This window comes from Aquabacter sp. L1I39 (genome assembly GCF_017742835.1).
Taxonomy (GTDB): Bacteria; Pseudomonadota; Alphaproteobacteria; order Rhizobiales; family Xanthobacteraceae; genus L1I39.
In genome coordinates this window covers 4,949,568-4,966,908 of record NZ_CP072392.1, presented here as the reverse complement: position 1 = coordinate 4,966,908, position 17,341 = coordinate 4,949,568, and the positions used below count along the sequence as shown (strand labels likewise).

Annotated in this window: 12 protein-coding genes; 5 read left to right on the top strand and 7 right to left on the bottom strand. The window is 65.2% G+C overall.

All coding sequences use genetic code 11. The annotated features are described in order from the left end of the window. Window position 1: 1 nt before the first annotated feature. The 4 genes from J5J86_RS22460 to J5J86_RS22445 all read right to left on the bottom strand — a co-directional run bounded on the left by J5J86_RS22460 (window position 2) and on the right by J5J86_RS22445 (window position 7,863). On the bottom strand, window positions 2-3,172 hold the full coding sequence (locus tag J5J86_RS22460; RefSeq protein WP_209102303.1) for a UvrD-helicase domain-containing protein: 3,171 nt from the start codon (window positions 3,170-3,172) through the stop codon (window positions 2-4). Continuing rightward, window positions 3,165-5,858 (bottom strand): PD-(D/E)XK nuclease family protein, encoded by a 2,694-nt coding sequence (locus J5J86_RS22455; RefSeq protein WP_209102301.1) that lies wholly within the window; start codon window positions 5,856-5,858, stop codon window positions 3,165-3,167. The genes J5J86_RS22460 and J5J86_RS22455 overlap by 8 nt, the downstream gene beginning before the upstream one ends. Before the next feature lie 24 nt (window positions 5,859-5,882). After that, window positions 5,883-6,146, bottom strand: a complete 264-nt coding sequence (locus J5J86_RS22450) for a hypothetical protein (protein WP_209102299.1) — start codon at window positions 6,144-6,146, stop codon at window positions 5,883-5,885. A 64-nt stretch (window positions 6,147-6,210) separates the two neighbouring features. Beyond that, on the bottom strand, window positions 6,211-7,863 hold the full coding sequence (locus J5J86_RS22445; RefSeq protein ID WP_209102297.1) for an ATP-binding domain-containing protein: 1,653 nt from the start codon (window positions 7,861-7,863) through the stop codon (window positions 6,211-6,213). Between the two features lie 158 nt (window positions 7,864-8,021). Here J5J86_RS22445 and J5J86_RS22440 point away from each other — a divergent pair, with 158 nt between their 5' ends. Further along, the gene (locus J5J86_RS22440) at window positions 8,022-8,993 is read left to right on the top strand and encodes an agmatine deiminase family protein (protein ID WP_209102296.1); all 972 of its coding nucleotides are present in this window, start codon (window positions 8,022-8,024) and stop codon (window positions 8,991-8,993) included. A 574-nt stretch (window positions 8,994-9,567) separates the two neighbouring features. Here J5J86_RS22440 and J5J86_RS22435 read toward each other — a convergent pair. Next, a complete protein-coding gene (locus J5J86_RS22435; protein ID WP_209102294.1) occupies window positions 9,568-10,491 on the bottom strand; it encodes an IclR family transcriptional regulator in 924 nt (307 codons plus the stop codon). A gap of 90 nt (window positions 10,492-10,581) precedes the next feature. Between J5J86_RS22435 and J5J86_RS22430 the strand changes: the two genes are divergently transcribed. From J5J86_RS22430 to J5J86_RS22420, 3 genes are all read left to right on the top strand, one after another. Next, window positions 10,582-10,872, top strand: coding sequence for a DUF1330 domain-containing protein (locus J5J86_RS22430; protein ID WP_209102292.1), 291 nt, complete (start codon window positions 10,582-10,584; stop codon window positions 10,870-10,872). A gap of 192 nt (window positions 10,873-11,064) precedes the next feature. Further along, window positions 11,065-11,610: a TRAP transporter small permease gene (locus J5J86_RS22425; RefSeq protein ID WP_209102291.1), complete on the top strand. Its 546-nt coding sequence runs from the start codon at window positions 11,065-11,067 to the stop codon at window positions 11,608-11,610. Then, a complete protein-coding gene (locus J5J86_RS22420; protein ID WP_209102288.1) occupies window positions 11,607-12,884 on the top strand; it encodes a TRAP transporter large permease in 1,278 nt (425 codons plus the stop codon). The genes J5J86_RS22425 and J5J86_RS22420 overlap by 4 nt, the downstream gene beginning before the upstream one ends. 386 nt (window positions 12,885-13,270) lie before the next feature. Here the strand turns inward: J5J86_RS22420 and J5J86_RS22415 are convergent, their stop codons facing one another. Continuing rightward, a complete protein-coding gene (locus J5J86_RS22415; RefSeq protein WP_209102287.1) occupies window positions 13,271-14,017 on the bottom strand; it encodes an SDR family oxidoreductase in 747 nt (248 codons plus the stop codon). Between the two features lie 155 nt (window positions 14,018-14,172). Further along, on the bottom strand, window positions 14,173-15,300 hold the full coding sequence (locus J5J86_RS22410) for an iron-containing alcohol dehydrogenase (protein WP_209102285.1): 1,128 nt from the start codon (window positions 15,298-15,300) through the stop codon (window positions 14,173-14,175). 711 nt (window positions 15,301-16,011) lie between these two features. Here J5J86_RS22410 and J5J86_RS22405 point away from each other — a divergent pair. Then, a complete protein-coding gene (locus J5J86_RS22405) occupies window positions 16,012-17,007 on the top strand; it encodes a TRAP transporter substrate-binding protein (protein ID WP_209102283.1) in 996 nt (331 codons plus the stop codon). Window positions 17,008-17,341 lie beyond the last annotated feature (334 nt).

Genomic DNA, 17,341 nt, shown 5'->3' with positions numbered 1-17,341 from the left:
TTTACTTCACACCGTACGTCACCGCTCCCCGCCCCAGCCAATGGATGCCCATCAAAATGGGCGCGCGCGCGAAGCCCAGAGTGCGCAGGGCCGCTTCATAGGCGGAAAGTTGCGGCCAGTGATGGACGAAGCGGGCGTCGCAATCGGAGACGGCATCGCTTTTGTGATCGATGATCGCGAGGCCGGCCTCGCCCCGTGCCACTAGGTCCAGCGCGGCGCTGACGCGGGCGCCGCCGGGCAATTGCACCTCGATCGGCACCTCGGTCATGAGGGTGCCATAGCCCCGGCTTTCCAGCCAGGCGCGAAGGGCCTCCGCCTGCCGGGCGAGGATGGAACAGGTCTCTCCACTCAGGCCAAGGCGCGCCGCAGCCCGGTCCGCCATGGCCGGGCGGATGAGAAGGATGCGCAGCATGTCGTGGAGCGCCGTGCCGCGGTCAGTGGCACTGGCGAAGACCTCCGGCGGCATGGGCGCGGCCGGGCCAATGACGTCCGTGGCAAGGCCAACCGGGGGCGCGGAAAGGCCCGCGTCGAGGCCGGACGGCACCAGCAAGGCCGGCCCGCCATCGGGCAACATCGGGCGAGGAGCAATGGCGCGGCGGCCGAGCCGGGCCAGGGACGACGCCCGGGCCGGCGCCTCCCCCTCGCATTCGGGCGGCATTTCCTTGCCGCAGAAGGAGGTGCGGGCGGGAAAGGACGCCTTGCCGAGCCGGATTTTTCCTGGCTCAATCCTCATGCCGCTGGCCACCAGCAGGGCGGCCCCGCTGAAGGGAGGCTTTTCACCCGCCTCGGCCTTCTGTGCGAAGGTTTCCGGCCATTCCAGCACCAGCACGTCCCGCGCCCGCGTGAGGGCCACATAGAGCAGGCGCCGCGCCGTGTCCTGCGCCTGGGGCGCTTCGTCGGCGAGGAAGCGTTCGTTGGTGGCGGCGGCGTGGAATTTCGGCAGGTGGGTGAGATGGGTGCGCCCGAGCAGACCGTCGAGGTCACCATAATCCTCGCACGCGGCCCGCCAACCGCCCGCGCGGGGGCCGAATTCCTGGTCGAGCCCCACCACCGCCACCACCGGCCATTCCCTGCCCTTTGATGCGTGCCAGGTGAGGATCTCCACGCCATCGGCCACATTGCCGGTGGGGTTGGGCCGCTGGTCGAAGCCACGCTCGCCTTGGCGCGACTCCATCCAGCCCAGAAACACCTTGACCCCGAAGCCGTGAAAGCCCGCCGCCGCCCGCATGTCCCGATGGGTGGCAAGGAAGCCTTCGGCCTCCGCTTCCAGGCGCAGCAGGTCTGCCCGGGCCTGGGCCGGGTCGTCCTGAAGGTCCGCCCAGTCGCGCAAACCGGCCGCCGCAATGGCCGCACCGAGCAAGGCGCGCACGGTGTCGCCCGGCCTGGAAGCGGCAAGGGCACGCAGGCGCTCCAGGGCCGGATGGTCGAGGGCGCCGCCCTCCAGCATCTGCTTGAGGGCAGTTTCAAGAGGCAGAGCGGGCGGGCCGAGCGTCGCGAAGCACAAGGCGGCGTGGCGGTCCTGCGGGTCGTCGGCCACCTGGAGGGCGAAGCGCGCCGCCTGCACGATGGGGCTCGTCCACCAGCCCGTGCCGGCCACGCGCACGGGCACCCCCAATTGTGCCAGCGCCGCCGCATAGGACTGGCACTGCTTATGGGTGGGGCAGAGCACCGCCACATCCCCCGGGCCGGGCGGGCGCAAGGCGCCGGATTGGCGGTCGCGTATGCGCGTGTCGGGGCGCGCGAGGAAGGCGCTCAGATGGGCGGCGAGGTGATGATAGGGGCGCAGCGTACCGCCTCCCGTGCGCGGCGCCTGCGTCACCACCACCTCCAAAGCGGAGCCGGTGCCATCCGGCTGGGTGGGCGTGAGGGCATCGTAGCGGCCGGGAAACAGCTGGGCGCCCACCCCATTGACGAAGGCCATGATGCGCGGGGAGGAGCGCCAGTTGCGATCGAGCGGCGCGACACCGGAGGCAAAACGGGTGACCAGGGCTTCCATCAGCCGGGCATCGGCGCCCTGGAAGCCCATGATGGCCTGCTTCACGTCGCCCACGATGATGGCCCGGGGCGCCCCCTGGATCAGCGGCCAGAGCAGGGCGAACTGGGCCGGGTTGGTGTCCTGGAACTCGTCGACGATGACGCAGTCGATCTCGCCCAGCACCGCCGCCCGGATGCGGGCATCCTCGCGCAGCAGGCGGCCCGCATCGGCCACCATGTCGGTGAAGTCGATGACCCCGAGGGCGCGCTTACGGGCGGCATAGCCCTTGAGGATCTGCTGCGCGCCCGTGATGAGGCACCGCGCATGCCGGCAGGCATCTTCCAGCGGGCCGGGATGGCTGGAGAGGGCGGAGGCCGCCTCCATCACCGCGCGGGCGAGGTCGTCATAGCCCTCGGGCGTTGGCGTGCCGCGCCGAGTGAGGCGCAGGTCGCTCAGAGCCACCCACAGGCCCCAGTCCCGTTCCAGGCGCGCCAGGTCCTGCGCCGCGCGGAGTGTCTGGTGATCGCCCCGGAAGGTGTCCCGGGCGGTCTTGTTCATGTCGGGCCGCGACAGGCTGCCAGGGAAGCGCTTCAGCAAGGCAGCCACCGCGCCATGCAGCCGCGTCGCCAGCGCCTGCGCCTCCCCCTGGGCCGCGCCATAGGTGGCACAGATGGCGGCCTCGGCCCGTGCGGGCAGTGTCGGATCAAGGCCGCGCGGGCCCATGGTGGCGAGCAGCGAGACGGTCTCGAACACCCGGCCGCGAAATTCCGCTTCCGGTGTGGTGCCGAGCGCGAAGCGATAGCCGTAGCGGGCAAGGTCGGCGGACACCTCGGCGAGGTCGTCCGCATGGGGCAGTTCGGTCCGGATCAGGAGGTCGCGCTCCTCGTCCGAGAGCAGGCGCGGTGCCGGCGACGCGCCGGCGGCCAGAGCATGCTCGGTGAGCAGGCGCAGGCCGAGGCCGTGAATGGTGGAGACATAAGCGCGGTCCACCGCCAGCGCCCCCTCCATGCGCCCCTCGGCGATGAGGCTCGCGCGGATGCGCTGGCGCAGCTCGCTCGCCCCCGCCTCCGTGAAGGTGACGGCCAGGATGCGCTCCGGGCGGACGGCCCCCTCCTTCACCCAGTCCAGCAAAGTCTGCTTGATGTGGTGGGTCTTTCCGGCGCCGGCCCCGGCGGGCACGATGCGAATGTCAGGCATCGTCCCCCTCCTGCGCGAGCGCTGCGGGCATGAAGACGCAAACGAGCGGGCTCGTCTCCAGGGCATAGCGGCCGACCCCGGCCTTTTCGAGCATTGTGCGTTCCTCTTCCCCTGGCAGCCGCAGGGTGCCGGCCCGCAGGCGCGCAATCTCCTGGGTGATGCGAACGGTTGCGGCGCTCGATATGTCGGTGTCGATCACCTCGACCCCGCCTGGCGGGGCGGCCATGGCAAGGCCATTCAGCAGCAAGATGCCGTCCCGTGTGGTGTGATAGGCGACGCCCATGGGCCCGCCTGTGGCGAGCGACTTGATCTCAAGGCCGGTGTCCGAGGGGGCGCAGGCCACCTGTTTGGCGAGACTCCGATAGATTTCCACCTGAAGATCGAAACCGCTTTCCATGCGCTGGCGCCGGGTGCCCGATCCGCTGGTCTTGTGGTCCACGATCACGAGGCTTCCGTCTGGCAGCAGCAACACGCAGTCCGCGATCCCCTGGCAGGGCACACCCAGCGCCGTCCCGCGCAGGGGCAGCTCGCTGGCGATAACGCGCGCGCCCAGGGCCTCCAGCATCGCCCGCCAGGAGAGAGCCGACGTCACGAATTCCCGCTCCATGGATTGGCGCTCCACCATCCAGCCGCCACCGGCAAGGAAAGGCGCCGACGCCGCAATTTCCGCCGCCAGCAGATCGGGAAGCCGGGCCCGGATGTCCGCCTCGGACGGCAGTGGGGCATCGGGCGGGAACAATTGCTCCACCACCGTGTGAAACAGGCTGCCCTTGGTGAGCACATCCAGCGTCTCCGGCGCCCAGGGCCGGTCCAGAATGTCCAGTTCCTTCAGCAACCACGCGAGCGGACTGACGAGAAGCGTGTCCAGCCGCGTGGGCGACTGGGCGCGGGGGCGACCTTCCGCATCGGTCCGCAGCGCCAGGAGGTCGGTGCCCAGAGCCAGGGCCGACGGCACATTGAGCGGAGGCAGAGCCACACTCTTGGTCTCCGGCGCCACCGGAAGCCGCTCCTCCGGCAGATACCGTTCGTCGGTGAGGTCGACGATGAGATGGTCGGGATCCGCGATCCCCTCGAAGCAGCGCGCCATGAAGGCGAGGGAGGCGGACGGCGCGCTCCGGGCGCCCATCAGGTCGCGATAGGGCACCAGGACGGTAAGGCGCTCGCTCGCTGCCGCAAGCTGGGAGCGCAGCACCCGCAGCCGCCTTGCCAATATGGCCTCCTGGCTCGGCAGATGGAGGCCGCATTGGTCGCGGATCTTTGCCACCTCACTGTCCAGGAAGAGCGGGCTCACCGGCGGCGCGGCGGGAAAGGCGCCGGCGCTGAAGCCGAGCACGATGAGACGGCGTACCGGAGCGGTTGGCGGCTCGCCATCCACCAGGATCGTCACCCCGTCGAGGACTGCGGGAGCGGGATCCTCGTCCCGCGCGCCGCCCACGGGCACGCCGGCGAGCAGATCCTCCCACGGCACCTCGCTCTCGGCCGGTCGTGCGAACAGGGCAAGCTGGATCGGCCGGGCCAGTTCGGCGAAACGTGCCACCTCGTCCGCGAAGGCGACATCGCGGGTGAGATTGCGCAGGAGCGTCGCCAACCGCTCGGCGGCATCATGCGCCTTCGGGACGCGCCGGTTATTGAGGAGATGGGCCATGGCGAGAGCCGGCCCCGTCAGCGCTGCTCCGTGGCGCAAATCGGGGCTCCCCTCCATCACCCCGTCGGACAAACGGCGCCCCTCCTGCGCCGACCACGGCATGAGCGGAGAGCGCACCAGGGAGGCGAGCGCCATGGCTGGGGCGGGCTGGCGCAGGCAGGTGAGGACATGCAGCAGGCACTCCCCGGCCAGGTCCCGCTTTGCCGCCTCCGACGGCAGCCCCGAGACCGGAAGTCCGGCACGGGCGAAGGCCTCGCGGACGAAAGGCACATAATGGGCGCCGGCCGGCAGCAGGAGGCCGATCTCGGCGGGGGTGAGGGAGGGATCGTCATCAAGCCAGTTCTGGGCGAGGCTGGCGGCGAAATCCGCCTCGGCCGCGGCATCCCGCAGGCCATAGACATGCACGCTGTCATCCAGCGGCAGACGGGTGGCCGTCGGGGCGAGAAACGTCTCCTGGAGATGGGCCAGGGCGGAACCGGGCCGACCGTGGCAGCGATCGCGCGCGGTGATGAGGGCGGCCCGGCGCGCCGCAAGGTCATCGGGCGCGCCATGATGGCGTAGCAAGGTATCGAGGACCACGCGTTCCACCGCGGTCAAATCGGGATCGGCCGGATCATGGACCACATGGAGCGGATCGATGGCCTCATCCGCCTCCGCCTCCAGGATCGGGCGTAAATAAGCGAGGTCTTCCGGCAAGAGGTCGCCCATGCGGGTCCATAGCGCCAGAAGGGCCGAGAGGTGATGATGTGCCCGCGACTGCGGATCGAGCCGGGACAGGTCGATGGCTTCCGGGCGCAGGGTGCCGCTCGCCAGCATCACGTCCCGCAGGGCGCGCTCCACCGCCCGTGCCGTTTCGCCCGGCGCGACGGCAAAGCTCGCCGCCCACGGACCCGACTCCAGATGAGGGCGCAGAGCCTCGCCGAAGGACGTGGGGGACGCCTGGGTACGCGGCAGATAGGCCCGCTCCAATAGGGCACGCCTGAGCGGCACATAGGCCGGAATGAAGCCCCCGGCCTGACAGGCCATGACACCTTGGAACATGGTCCCCTCCCCGCCCCGACTCTTCTAGCTGTCCGACTTGCCCGGGCCGGCTGCCATCTTGGTGTCGCCCTGCCGATCCGCGACAGCACCGGGCGTGCCACGCGATGAAGAGGAGGCCTCTAGGTTGGCCTTCTCAGCGGCGGCGACGAGCAGCTTTGCGAGGCGGGAGGCCTGATCCTCCGCCTCGCCCCATTTGCGATGCAGGTCCTCCACCATGGCCGTCAGCCGTGCATTCCTGTCTTCCAGGCGGGCGATCTTGCGGCGCAAATCGTCTTCGGTTTCGACCATGGCACATTCCCAGGTTTCACAAGACCCTCTCATGGCCCGCAATTACGACAGTCCCGGTCGTCCGTCAGCCGGGGGCGGGTCCATAGAGGATGTCCGCGCGCACCTTCGCCCGTGTGAGGGCAGTAAAAAGGAGGCGGGAGGCGGACGTGACCGTGGGATCAGCAGAAAGGGGCGGCACGTCGGTGATGATGACCGCATCCGCCTCCTGCCCTTTGAACCGAAAGATCGTGTCGAAGCGGATCTGCCCGCTGTCCATGATCTGGTTGCCTTGCGGATCATAAATGCCGGTGGGGCGTGCGAGCGTGAAAGCGCCGACCTTGGCCGCGTGCGCGAGCGTGGCTGAGCCGAGCCCGCGCAGCGACAGGACCACAATATCCTGCGCCTTGAAGCCCTGCTTCAGGTATTCCGTCACCACCGCGCCCACTCTGCGGGCCACATCTGCCGGCGTCTTGCACTGGTGTTCTCCGACCCCGAGGCCCGGCAGGGGATTGCGGGCGTCGAAGTCCAATCCCGGCAAAAGGTCGCGGATGAAGGTGGCGATGGACTGGGGCGTGCGGTAATTGCCCTGCGCGTTGAAGGTCACGAAGCCGAGGTGGGAAAACGCCTCTTCGATGCCGCGCCCAGCCTCCTTGCCGTATCGGATGTCCTGGACCCGATCCTCGAACCAGATGATGTGCGGCGCCTCTTTCAGGAAGAGGCGCAGAATATCGAACCAGTCGGCATCGAAATCCTGGCCCTCATCCACGATCAGGGTGTCGAACCGCCAGTCATCCGGCACGGTTTCCAGGATCACCCGCTCCTGAACCTCGGCCCAGAAGCCGGGGCGGGACATGGCGCTGAAATCGATCGACTGCCCCCGCGACGCCAGGAAGCGATCCAGCAGGCCATAAAAGGTGGTCACCTCGCACGCCTCGGGGGCTGCGGCGCGCAGCCGTTCCGCCAGCGGGCGGTTGAAGCAAACGAGCAGCGGGCGCCGTTCGTGCGCCACCTCGCGGGCGACGCATGCGAGCGCCGCCACAGACTTGCCGCTGCCGGCCGTGCCGCGCACCCTCAGGCGCATGGGGTTCATTTCAATGGCCGCAACGGTGCCAGCAAGCCCGCCGCCCGGGATGCGCGCCATGGCCTGTTCGCCCGCGCGCACATGGGCATGGATGTCCGGCACCAGATGGAACAGATTCTCGAAAAAGCGACGGACCAATGCCCCTTCGCGCCCGTCGGTCCCGGCGGGCAACAGCGCCATGATGCGCTCCGGCAAGGCGTCCGGCTCCGTCGCATCCACCACCCGGTCAGCGGAAAGCCCCGCCCCCACGGCCCCCTGCAGCCGATGATCGGGACAGTAGAAGAGATAATCCAGGGTCAGCTGATGGCCGGTTTGCCGGAGGAACTGCTTGCGCAGGGCATCCTGATTCCGGTGGATCTGCGGCGCCACCAGCTTGGGGGTGGCCCCGTCATAGCGCTTGGCAAGGCCGTCCGCCGTATCCTCCAGCCGACCCGCCTTCTGCTCAATGATGACCACCTCGCCCGAGCGGTTGACGATGACAAAGTCCGCCTCCCCGAACATCACCCGCGCGTTGGTGGAGAGCGACCAATGAACGGAATGGTAGACCGAATAGTCCGCCGGCAGGCGGCGACGCAGCAGATCCAGGGTGCGCAGTTCTGAGGTTTCACCCAACGACAGATGGAGCGGCGTTATGTCCGAGGGAAAAAGTTGCGCCACTCGACCCACCTCCCGCCGCCTTGATATGCTCGTCTTAAGGGTGGAGTCGGACGGTTACAAGCGTCTGTGCGCGTGGTTGCGTGCGACCGTTTTTGACGTGTGGCACATCTAAGTGTGGCCGGCCCGGAAGGCGATGGGGCAGCGGCGGGGGGAAGACGATGCGGATCAAGGCGGAGTGGGAAACGCAGCAGCGAGTCTATATGTGCTATGGCTCCTCGCGTGAACCAGCCATCAAGAAGGCGCGTCTTCCAGGGGTGCGGAACGACTTGGTGAAGCTGGCACAGGTCATCGCCAGATATGAGCCCGTGACCGTGCTCTTCAACGAGAAGGAGCGCGCGGAGGCGGAGAGAATCTGCACCGGCGCGATCGAACCTCTGTTCATGCCCCATTTCGGAATCTGGCCACGCGACACGCTGGGCATTCCGCTGTGGACCTCGGATCAGGATTTTTCCTGGCTCGACATGAAATTCAACACCTGGGGCGAGAGGTTCGAGGCGCAGGGCTATAAAACGGATCATGTGCTGGCTGAGCTTTTTGCGCGGGAACACCTTGGCAAGACGGCGCGCAGGGCCAACTTCGTCCTTGAGGGCGGGGGGATCGACTGCGACGGGTCCGGCACGCTCATGACCACGGAGAGCTGCGTCCTGCACAAAAAGCGGAATAAGGATGTAGATCGGGCCGGCGCGGAGGCACGCCTGAAGGCGGAGACCGGCGCCACCCACGTGGTCTGGCTCCCCGGCTCGACCGATCGTGGCGACGTGACCCGCGGGCATATTGACGGCATCGCCCGCTTCGTCGCGCCCGGTGTGGTGCTGGTGGATGCCACCGAGGAGAAGAATGTGGCGGCGCTGAAGGCGGCGCGTCAAGCCGACGGGACCCCTTTTGAGGTCATTCCCATCGTCGGCGCGGACCAAAATCTGAGGAAGGGCAAATATGACGCCCTGACTTACCTGAACTTTCTCATCGTCAACGGCGCGGTCATCCTCCCCGCCTTCGGCGACACGGAACGCGACGCCGCGGCGGCCGCGGCCCTGAAATCGGCCTTTCCAGACCGGGACATCGTCCCCCTGGAGCTTCCCAGCCTCATCGGCGAAGGCGGCGGCATCCACTGCTCCACGCTGAACATCTGACGCAGGAGCACGCCCTCAAGCTCGACAATAAGGACCGCCAGAACCGCCCCAAGAGGTTGGGATCTGGCATTTCCTGGGCATCACCGGGCGTGTACGGATGTCTGGCGGCTGCGAGGGAGGGCGGAACGCGCAAAGAGGCTGATGCGGCGCGGCGCGCGACCCGCCATGCGTGCCGCCTTGCCGTCAGGCTTCCGCATTGGGCAACGCAGCGGGGGGATCCTCAGGACGGACCTCGCTCTCACCGTTGCACGCAAGACCTTGGCAATACGGGAGCGCGACAGCGCAAGGCAGCCGCCGCCTTTCCCATGGAACTCGGCGCGGAAGAGCGGTTCGCCCAGCCTAGAGCGCGATCCCATCAGATTGAATCAATCTGATGGGTGAATCGCCCTCTAACCCATTGATAGAGAATGGGTGATCCGATCAGATGGCGATGCCATCCGATCGGCGCATGCTCTAGAGCCGGATCCGGGCAGACAGAACCGTGTGGCGGTTCCATCGGGTCAGATCGCGCACTAAGCGAGCTTAGGCCCCCCTCATGAACGCTCTTCCACAGGACGCATTGGCGCGCCCGGCTTTAGAGCATCCTGGACAATTCGGCACTGATCAGTTGGGCCGTTTCACGCACCAGCCTCCCGCAGAGTTCGTGGCGCCGCTCGTCGTGCCTGTACACCGGCATACTGATGCTGATCGCTCCGATCGGCTCACGCGAACGATTGAAGATCGGGCTGCCGAAACAACGTATGTCCGGCTCGTTTTCCTCGTCGTCGAAGGCGAATCCACGCTCCCGCGACCGCTTCAATTCTTCGAGCAGGGCTGCGGGTGTCGTGAACGTCTTGGCGGTGTGGCGCTTCAGGTCGAGGCCCTTGAGAACGTCCTGGAGACGTTGATCCGACAGCCCGGACAGCCACGCCTTTCCGACGGACGTGGAGTGAAGTTCCACCTGCCCGCCAATACTGGTTTTCATCTGCACCCTGTTGGAGCCCACCAGCTTGTCTATGTAGACCATCCGGTTGTTGCTCGGCACCGCAAGATGCACGGCCTCATCCGTCGCATCGCGCAGCGACACGAGGAAATCCCTTGCGATCGTTCGCAAGTCGGAATCTTCCCAGGTCTTCGCGGCAAACTGGAGGAGACGCGGGCCCAGACGAAACGTTCCGCTCTCTCCCGCCTGCGTGACGAGCCCTTCTGCCATGAGCGCCGAAACGAGGCGGTAGACCGTGCCGCGGGGAAACGGCGCGCGCTTTGTAAGCTGCGCAATGTTCAGCGCCCCGGGGGCCTCGGCAATGATCTGAAGCACGGCCATGAACTTCGAGAACGAGGCCGCTCCTTGCACCTGATGAGGCGCTCCCGCATCGCCCTCGTCCTGCAGTTCCCTCTTGGTCACGGAAATACCTCGCAGCTTGACATCGGAACCTGACAGCACTAAAAATATGGGCAGATTGTCCACATTGTAGTCAATACTCTTCTCGGTTCTAGCCGTGTGATCGAGGAGGATCAACGGCAAACTCTCAAAAGCTGAACGTGATTGGATTGGGCCTTCCGAGCCTTCCGCAAGAGAAGGCGGGGAGTTCATGGTGGGAGGAAGAAAATGTCCAAGAAAGGCTACTGGGTCGCAATGGTCGACATTGCTGACCATGAGGGATACAAAGAATATATTGCTTTGAACAAGGCCGCCTTCGACAAATATGGGGCCGAATTTGTTGTTCGCGCCGGACAGAGCCAGGTTATGGAAGGTCCTGAAGCGAACCGCCTGGCAGTCATCGCGTTCAAGGACTACGAGACTGCGCTCGCCTGCTACAACTCTCCCGAATATCAGAGGGCCATCAAGGCCCGGGAGAAGCATGCCCAGGTGCATCTGGCCGTGGTGGAAGGTGTCTGACACCGGACGAATTGCCTAGGGCCTCCGGTCGTACCGGCTGGAGGACCAATCGCCTTTATCTTGCGCGCAGTCCGACCGGAACCGCTAAGTGGGCCTTACCACCCATCCTGAGGGACGTGCTCGGCTCAAATCTCCGGATTTTTGTTGGAGTGCGACGACCGTCACATGCGCGCACAACCTTTGTGAGCGGCCATGTCTTCAGCATTGCATTGGCTATTCAAGGCTTTCGATGTCTTCGTCGTTCTCGGCATGGCGGTCATCAGTCTTCTGATCTTCACCAACGTCGTGCTGCGCTATGGCTTCAGCTCAGGCGTTCCGTTTGCGGTTGAAGTGTCCCGTGTCGTCCTGGTCTGGGTCATCTTCATGGGATCCGTGGTGGCTCTGGCCAAGGGCGCGCATCTCGGCGTCGAGTCCCTGGTCGTCCGTTTGCCGCGACGGGCGCGTTTTGTCTGCTTTCTCGTGTCCTACGGCTTGATGCTGTGGTGCTGCTGGCTGCTGGGAGAAGGCAGTTGGTCGCTCACCCTGATCGAGTGGGACAATGTCATGGCATTGTCGGGCATTCCGGTCGGTGCCCTTTATGCCGCCGGGTTCGTCGCCGCGATCCTGATGGCCCTCATTCTTCTTCTCGATCTGTGGCGCGCACTGCGCGGCATCCTGCCCGCCCCCTGGTCGGGGGTGGAGCATGTTGAGCCGCTGCCCGTCGTGCTCCCCCCACGCGCTTCGGAGGACACAAAGTGAGCGGCCTGGTCTTTATCGCTTCCCTCCTCGGTGCCATGGGCATCGGGATTCCCATTGCCTTCGCCCTGATGCTGTCGGGCGTTGCGATGATGCTCCTGATGGGAAACCTGGACGCCACCATCCTGGCCCAGCGCCTGGTCAATGGCGCGGACAGCTATCCGCTGATGGCGATCCCCTTCTTTCTCATCGCCGGCGAGCTGATGAATGCCGGCGGCCTCTCCCGTCGCATCGTGAACGTGGCGCTGGCGCTCGTCGGCCACATCCGCGGCGGCCTCGGTTACGTGGTCATCGGCACGGGCCTGGTGCTTGCCAGCGTCTCCGGCTCCGCGATCGCGGATACGGCGACGCTCGCGGTCATGCTGGTCCCGCTGATGCGCAATGCTGGCTACCATATGGGCCGAGCCTCGGGCTTGATGGCCGCGACAGGCATTATCGCACCCATCATCCCGCCCTCTGTCGGGTTCATCATTCTGGGCGTCACCGCAAACATCTCCATTGTCGGCCTGTTCTTCGCCGGCATCGTTCCGGGTGTGTTGATGGGGCTCAGCCTCATGGTCGCCTGGTGGTTCCTCTCCAAAAGGGAGACGGCTGCGGTTCGGCTCAAACTGCCGCGCAGGGATCTTCCGAAAGCCGTCATGACCGCCGGCTGGGCGCTGGTGATGCCAGTAATCATCCTGGCGGGGCTGCGGTTCGGCATCTTCACGCCAACGGAGGCCGGCGTTGTTGCCGCCGCCTATGCGCTGTTTGTGGGGCTGTTCGTCTATCGTGAGCTGACCCTGCGGGCGCTCTATGATGCTTTGCTCGCCGCCGGCCGCCTGACGGCGGTGATCATGCTGCTGGTCGCAGCGTCCGCCATCTCCGGCTTCATGCTGACCATCTCCAACATGCCGGCCCAGCTCGTCAGTACCCTCCAGCCCTTCATCAACTCGCCGATCCTGCTGATGAGTATGATCGTCATCGCGGTCTTCATCGTCGGCACGGCGCTGGACTTCGCACCCTCCATCACCATTCTGGCGCCCATCCTCATGCCCCTCGTCAAGGCGGCCGGTATCGACCCGGTCTATTTCGGGGTCATCTTCATGATGGTCAACGCGGTCGGCCTGATCACGCCGCCGGTCGGAACAGTCCTCAACACCGTGTGCGGCATCAGCGGCGTTTCGATGGAGGCGGCGACGAAGGGGGCCATGCCCTATCTGCTGGCCCAGATGCTCCTCATTGTGCTGCTGGTTCTGTTCCCGGCATTGGTGACCGTTCCGGCACGCTGGCTCCATTGAGGCGTGAGCCGTCCAGAGCACGCTGCGCGCGGATCACATCGCACTCGGATCGGAACATCATTATCTATCAAGATGCTGAGAGACTGATTTGCCGTTCAGGCTAGAGCGCGATCCCATCAGATTGAATCAATCTGATGGGGGAATCGCCCTCTAACCCATTGATAGAGAATGCGTGATCCGATCAGATGGCGATGCCATCTGATCGGCGCATGCTCTAGCCAACCTGAACGGACCAGGCGCGCGGCGTTGAGCTGGACATCCATGACGGCCATTCCCGGCGCCGGGCGAGGGCGCGGCAGGACCCTGGCGGGGGGGCGGGCGTAGGTTCAAGGCAATAGCCGCGTGACGCCCCCCTGCCCTTCTCTGTCAAACCCCGACGCCGGGCCTCACAGCCCGCCGGCGACCGTGATCAAGGTGCCTGTCATGAAGCCCGAGCCGGGAGACGCGAGCATCAGGGCCGCGCGCGCGATATCCTCGGGCTCCGCGATGCGCCCCATGGGCGTGACCGCGGCAATCCTGGCCGGGCGCTCGGGATTTCCGCCTTGCGTATGTATACGCGTGTTGGTGGTGCCGACGCGGATGGCATTGACGCGGATGCCCTCCGGCGCCAGCTCCTTGCCTGCGCCAAAGGTCATGGATTCCACGGCCCCCTTGGTGGCGGCATAGTGGACATATTCGTTGGGACTGCCGAGAAAGGCGGCCAGCGACGACATGTTGATGATCGTCCCGCCCTGGCCGCCCTTGCGGGTGGACATGCGTCTGGCGGCCTCCTGGATGCCGTACACGACGCCGAAGACGTTGATCCGGAACGCCGCTTCCAGCACCTCAGGCTGCAAGTCTTCAATCCTTCCAGCCTTGCCGATGATGCCGGCATTGTTGACCAGGCAGGTCACTCTCCCAAGCTCATCGTCGCAGGCTCTGAACAGAGCCTCTATGTCCTCCCTCTTGCCCACGTCTCCCTGAACCGCGAGGGCCCGCGCGCCAGCGGCCCGGCACGCCGCGACGACCTCGGACGCTGCGGCACTGTCCGAGAGATAGTTTATGCAGACATCATAGCCCTCTGCGGCGAACAGCCTGGCCGTCGCCGCACCGATGCCGTGGCTTGCACCCGTCACGATCACGATCGGTCTCACGGAACTGCCTCCTCGGCCCTTCTCTGGGGCACCCAGCGCTTTAGAGCGCGATCCCATCAGATTGAATCAATCTGATGGGGGAAATCGCCCTCTAACCCATTGATAGAGAATGCGTGATCCGATCGGATGGCGATGCCATCTGATCGGCGCATGCTCTAGAAAACGGCCTCGAGGATCGCGGCGTAGTCTTCCTTGGCCAAGGGACGTGGATTGGTCGGATGACTGTGGTCCGCCAGGGCGCGCTCACACACCCAGTCGATCACGTGGCGCGGCACCCCAAGGTCGGACAATTTCGGTGTGATGCCCAATCGACGGTTCAGATCGTCCAGGGCGTCCGCGAGGGGTGTTGCTTCAAGTCCCGCCAGGCTTTCCAGGTGGCGGACCTTCTCGGCCACGGCTTCGACTTGCACATTCCACCGCAGGACGGTCGGCATCAGGATGGCATTGAGCGTTCCATGGTGAAGCCTCGCCTCCTTGAGACCGCCCAGGGCATGGCTCAGCGCATGGACGGCTCCAAGGCCCTTCTGGAAGGTCAAACCGCCTTCCAGGGCGCCCATCATGAGTTCGGTCCGCGCATCCACGTTCGCGCCATCGGCATAAGCAACAGGCAAAGCCTTCCAGATGCGTTTGAAGCCATCCGTTGCGATCGCCTCGGCGGGCGGGTTGAAGCGGGGGGACAGGTAGGTTTCGATACAGTGCGACAGGGCGTCGAGACCTGTGGAGGCGGTCAGGCCCGGAGGCAAGCCCAATGTCAGGGCCGGGTCACAGATCGCCCTGCGCGGGATCAGGAACGGGCTGATGAAGCCGAGCTTTCGGCCATCATCCAGCGTGATCAGCGCCGCGCGCCCCACTTCGGAGCCCGTGCCTGCCGTCGTAGGGATGGCCACAAGCGGCGCCACCGCGCTGGTGATGCGGGCAACGCCGCCCAGAATCGCCGCATAGCGTTCCAGCTCGCCATCATGCGTGGCCAGCAGAGCCACGCCCTTGGCGAGGTCGATGGGAGATCCCCCCCCGATCGCCACGACGCCATCGCAGCCGCCTTGCCTGTACAGGTCGAGGCCGGCAGCCACCGCGCTTTCTGTGGGGTTGGTGGGAACGTCCAGGAAGAGCGGCGCCGAACGCAGAAATGCAAAGCCCGAGCGGTCGAGCAGACCAGCGGCTCTGATGCCGTGATCGCTGATCACCAGAGGCCGCGACACGCCGAGTTCGCGCAGTGTTTCCTCAAGCGAGTCCGATGCCCCCAGCCCGAAGCTGATGTTTGTAAGATAGGTTATGGTATGCATTCTGCCGCTCTCCCTTGATCGTCCGCCCGCCTGCCTCGCGACAGCCATCGTTGCTCAGGGCATGGCGGCGTTGAGCCGACGCAGAGGGACGTCGGACGATCAGCACCCTTTGCCCATTATATGGACATCGTGTCCATAAAAGTGCATGGGGAGGACTTGCCTTGTCAAGCCACCGCCTCGGGAGGCGGCGCTCCCCCGGCCGGCCGGCGCAAAGGCCGAGGAACCGATTGATGGCCTCGGAGGCAGCCGCCCCAAGCCTCAAGGGCGGCGAGGACGCGTTGACAAGTGGGCCTCTGTCTGACCATCATATCATATTGGACATTGTGCCCACATTATGGACGTGCGCCCCGGTCGTCAGTTGGGGCAGGTTCGAGCGATACTTGGAGTGCTCTTGGAGTGATCTTGGCGCTGGCCCGGTCGTGGGCGGGCAGGCCAGAGGCTTTGCCTACTTTGGCGGTGGAGGAGAGCGTCGGCCCATGTGTTCGGGCGTGATGCCCATCGCAAATCCGGACGGTCGAGGATCACAGAAGGTCGGTGCCATCTTCAACGGGGAGGCCACTAAAGCGGACGGGCTCTTCACTTCAGCCCAAGAGGCGCGATGCACCTCTTCTTGGCTGAAATGTCCAGATCCAGGCAGCCGCCCCCTTCCCGTCTCAACGACAGTTTCGGCCCCTTTGGTCCTAATAAAAAAATCCAGTGGGAGGTTAAGCTATGAAAATAAGGATTCTGACTGCAGCACTTCTGGGCGTTCTCCTGGCCAATGCTCCGGCCATGGCTCAAAACCCGCGCCTGGGATACGTGCCTGTAGACGACCATCCCGTCGGGCAAGCCTCGCGTCATTTTGCGAAGCTGGTGGAAGAGAAGACCGGCGGCCGCATCAAGATCGAAACATTCGGCAACGGCCTCCTCGGAAGCGAGCCCGAGATGCAGGCCTCGGTTCAGGCCGGATTCATCGACATCATGGTTGGCCCTACGCCGAACCTTGTCGGCGTCGTCCCCCAGTTCATGATCTTCGACCTTCCGTTTTTCTATAAGGACTTTGCCGCAGTGGATGCCGTCATGGACGGCGCAGTCGGCGAAAAGCTGTTTTCACAATTGAAGGACAAGACCGGCATCGTGGGCTTGGCCTGGTGGGACAACGGCTTCCGCCACATGACGAACGCAAAACGTCCCGTCAACACCGTCCAGGACATGGCCGGGCTGAACATCCGAGTCATACCCAACCCGCTTTTCATCGCAACCTGGAAGGCACTGGGAACAAACCCAACACCTCTTCCTTGGCCTGAACTTTACAGCGCGCTCGAAAACCGCGCAGTGGACGCCCAGGAATCGCCGTACGCTTTGATCTATACTGCGCGCCTCTATGAGGTGCAGAGCCATCTCGCCAAGACCGGGCACGTCTATACGCCGTTCGTTCTTCTGGCCAGCCGCAAATGGTTTGGAAGTCTTTCGGAAAAGGACAAGGCGCTGGTTATGGAAGCCGCAAAGGAATCGGCTGCCTTCCAGCGCGATATTTCTCGCAAGGCGGCAGAACAGCTGGAAGGCGAACTCCAGGCGAAAGGCTTCAAGATTACCCGCCCCACGCCCGAAGCGCTGGCTGCCATGAGGGAGCGCGTCGCGCCTGTGGTGACCGAATACAGCAATAAGATCGGGCTCGATCTCGTCGAGCAGGCCCGCTCCGCCATGGCCGCCGGCGCGAAGCCATAGGGCTCAAGCGGAGGGGGCACGTCCAGAGCATTTCCGAGCGAAGTGGGAACCGGTTCGCGTGAAGGAAATGCGTCAACACAAAGAGATAGAGCGCGATCCGATCAGATGGAATCACTCTGATCGGTGAATCGCCCTCTCACTCATTGAGAGAGAATGCGGGATCCGATTGGCCTGCGGTGCAGGCTGATCGGCGCATGCTCTGAGGCGCCGGGTCGGTCACCTGCCCCGGCGCCTCCGCGGGCCTGGAACGGTGCGCTCGCGAACGGCGCCACCATGCTGCCTCGACGGCTCGCCTTCTTCTACCGCAAGCATGGATACGCGCCTCGCACCCTGC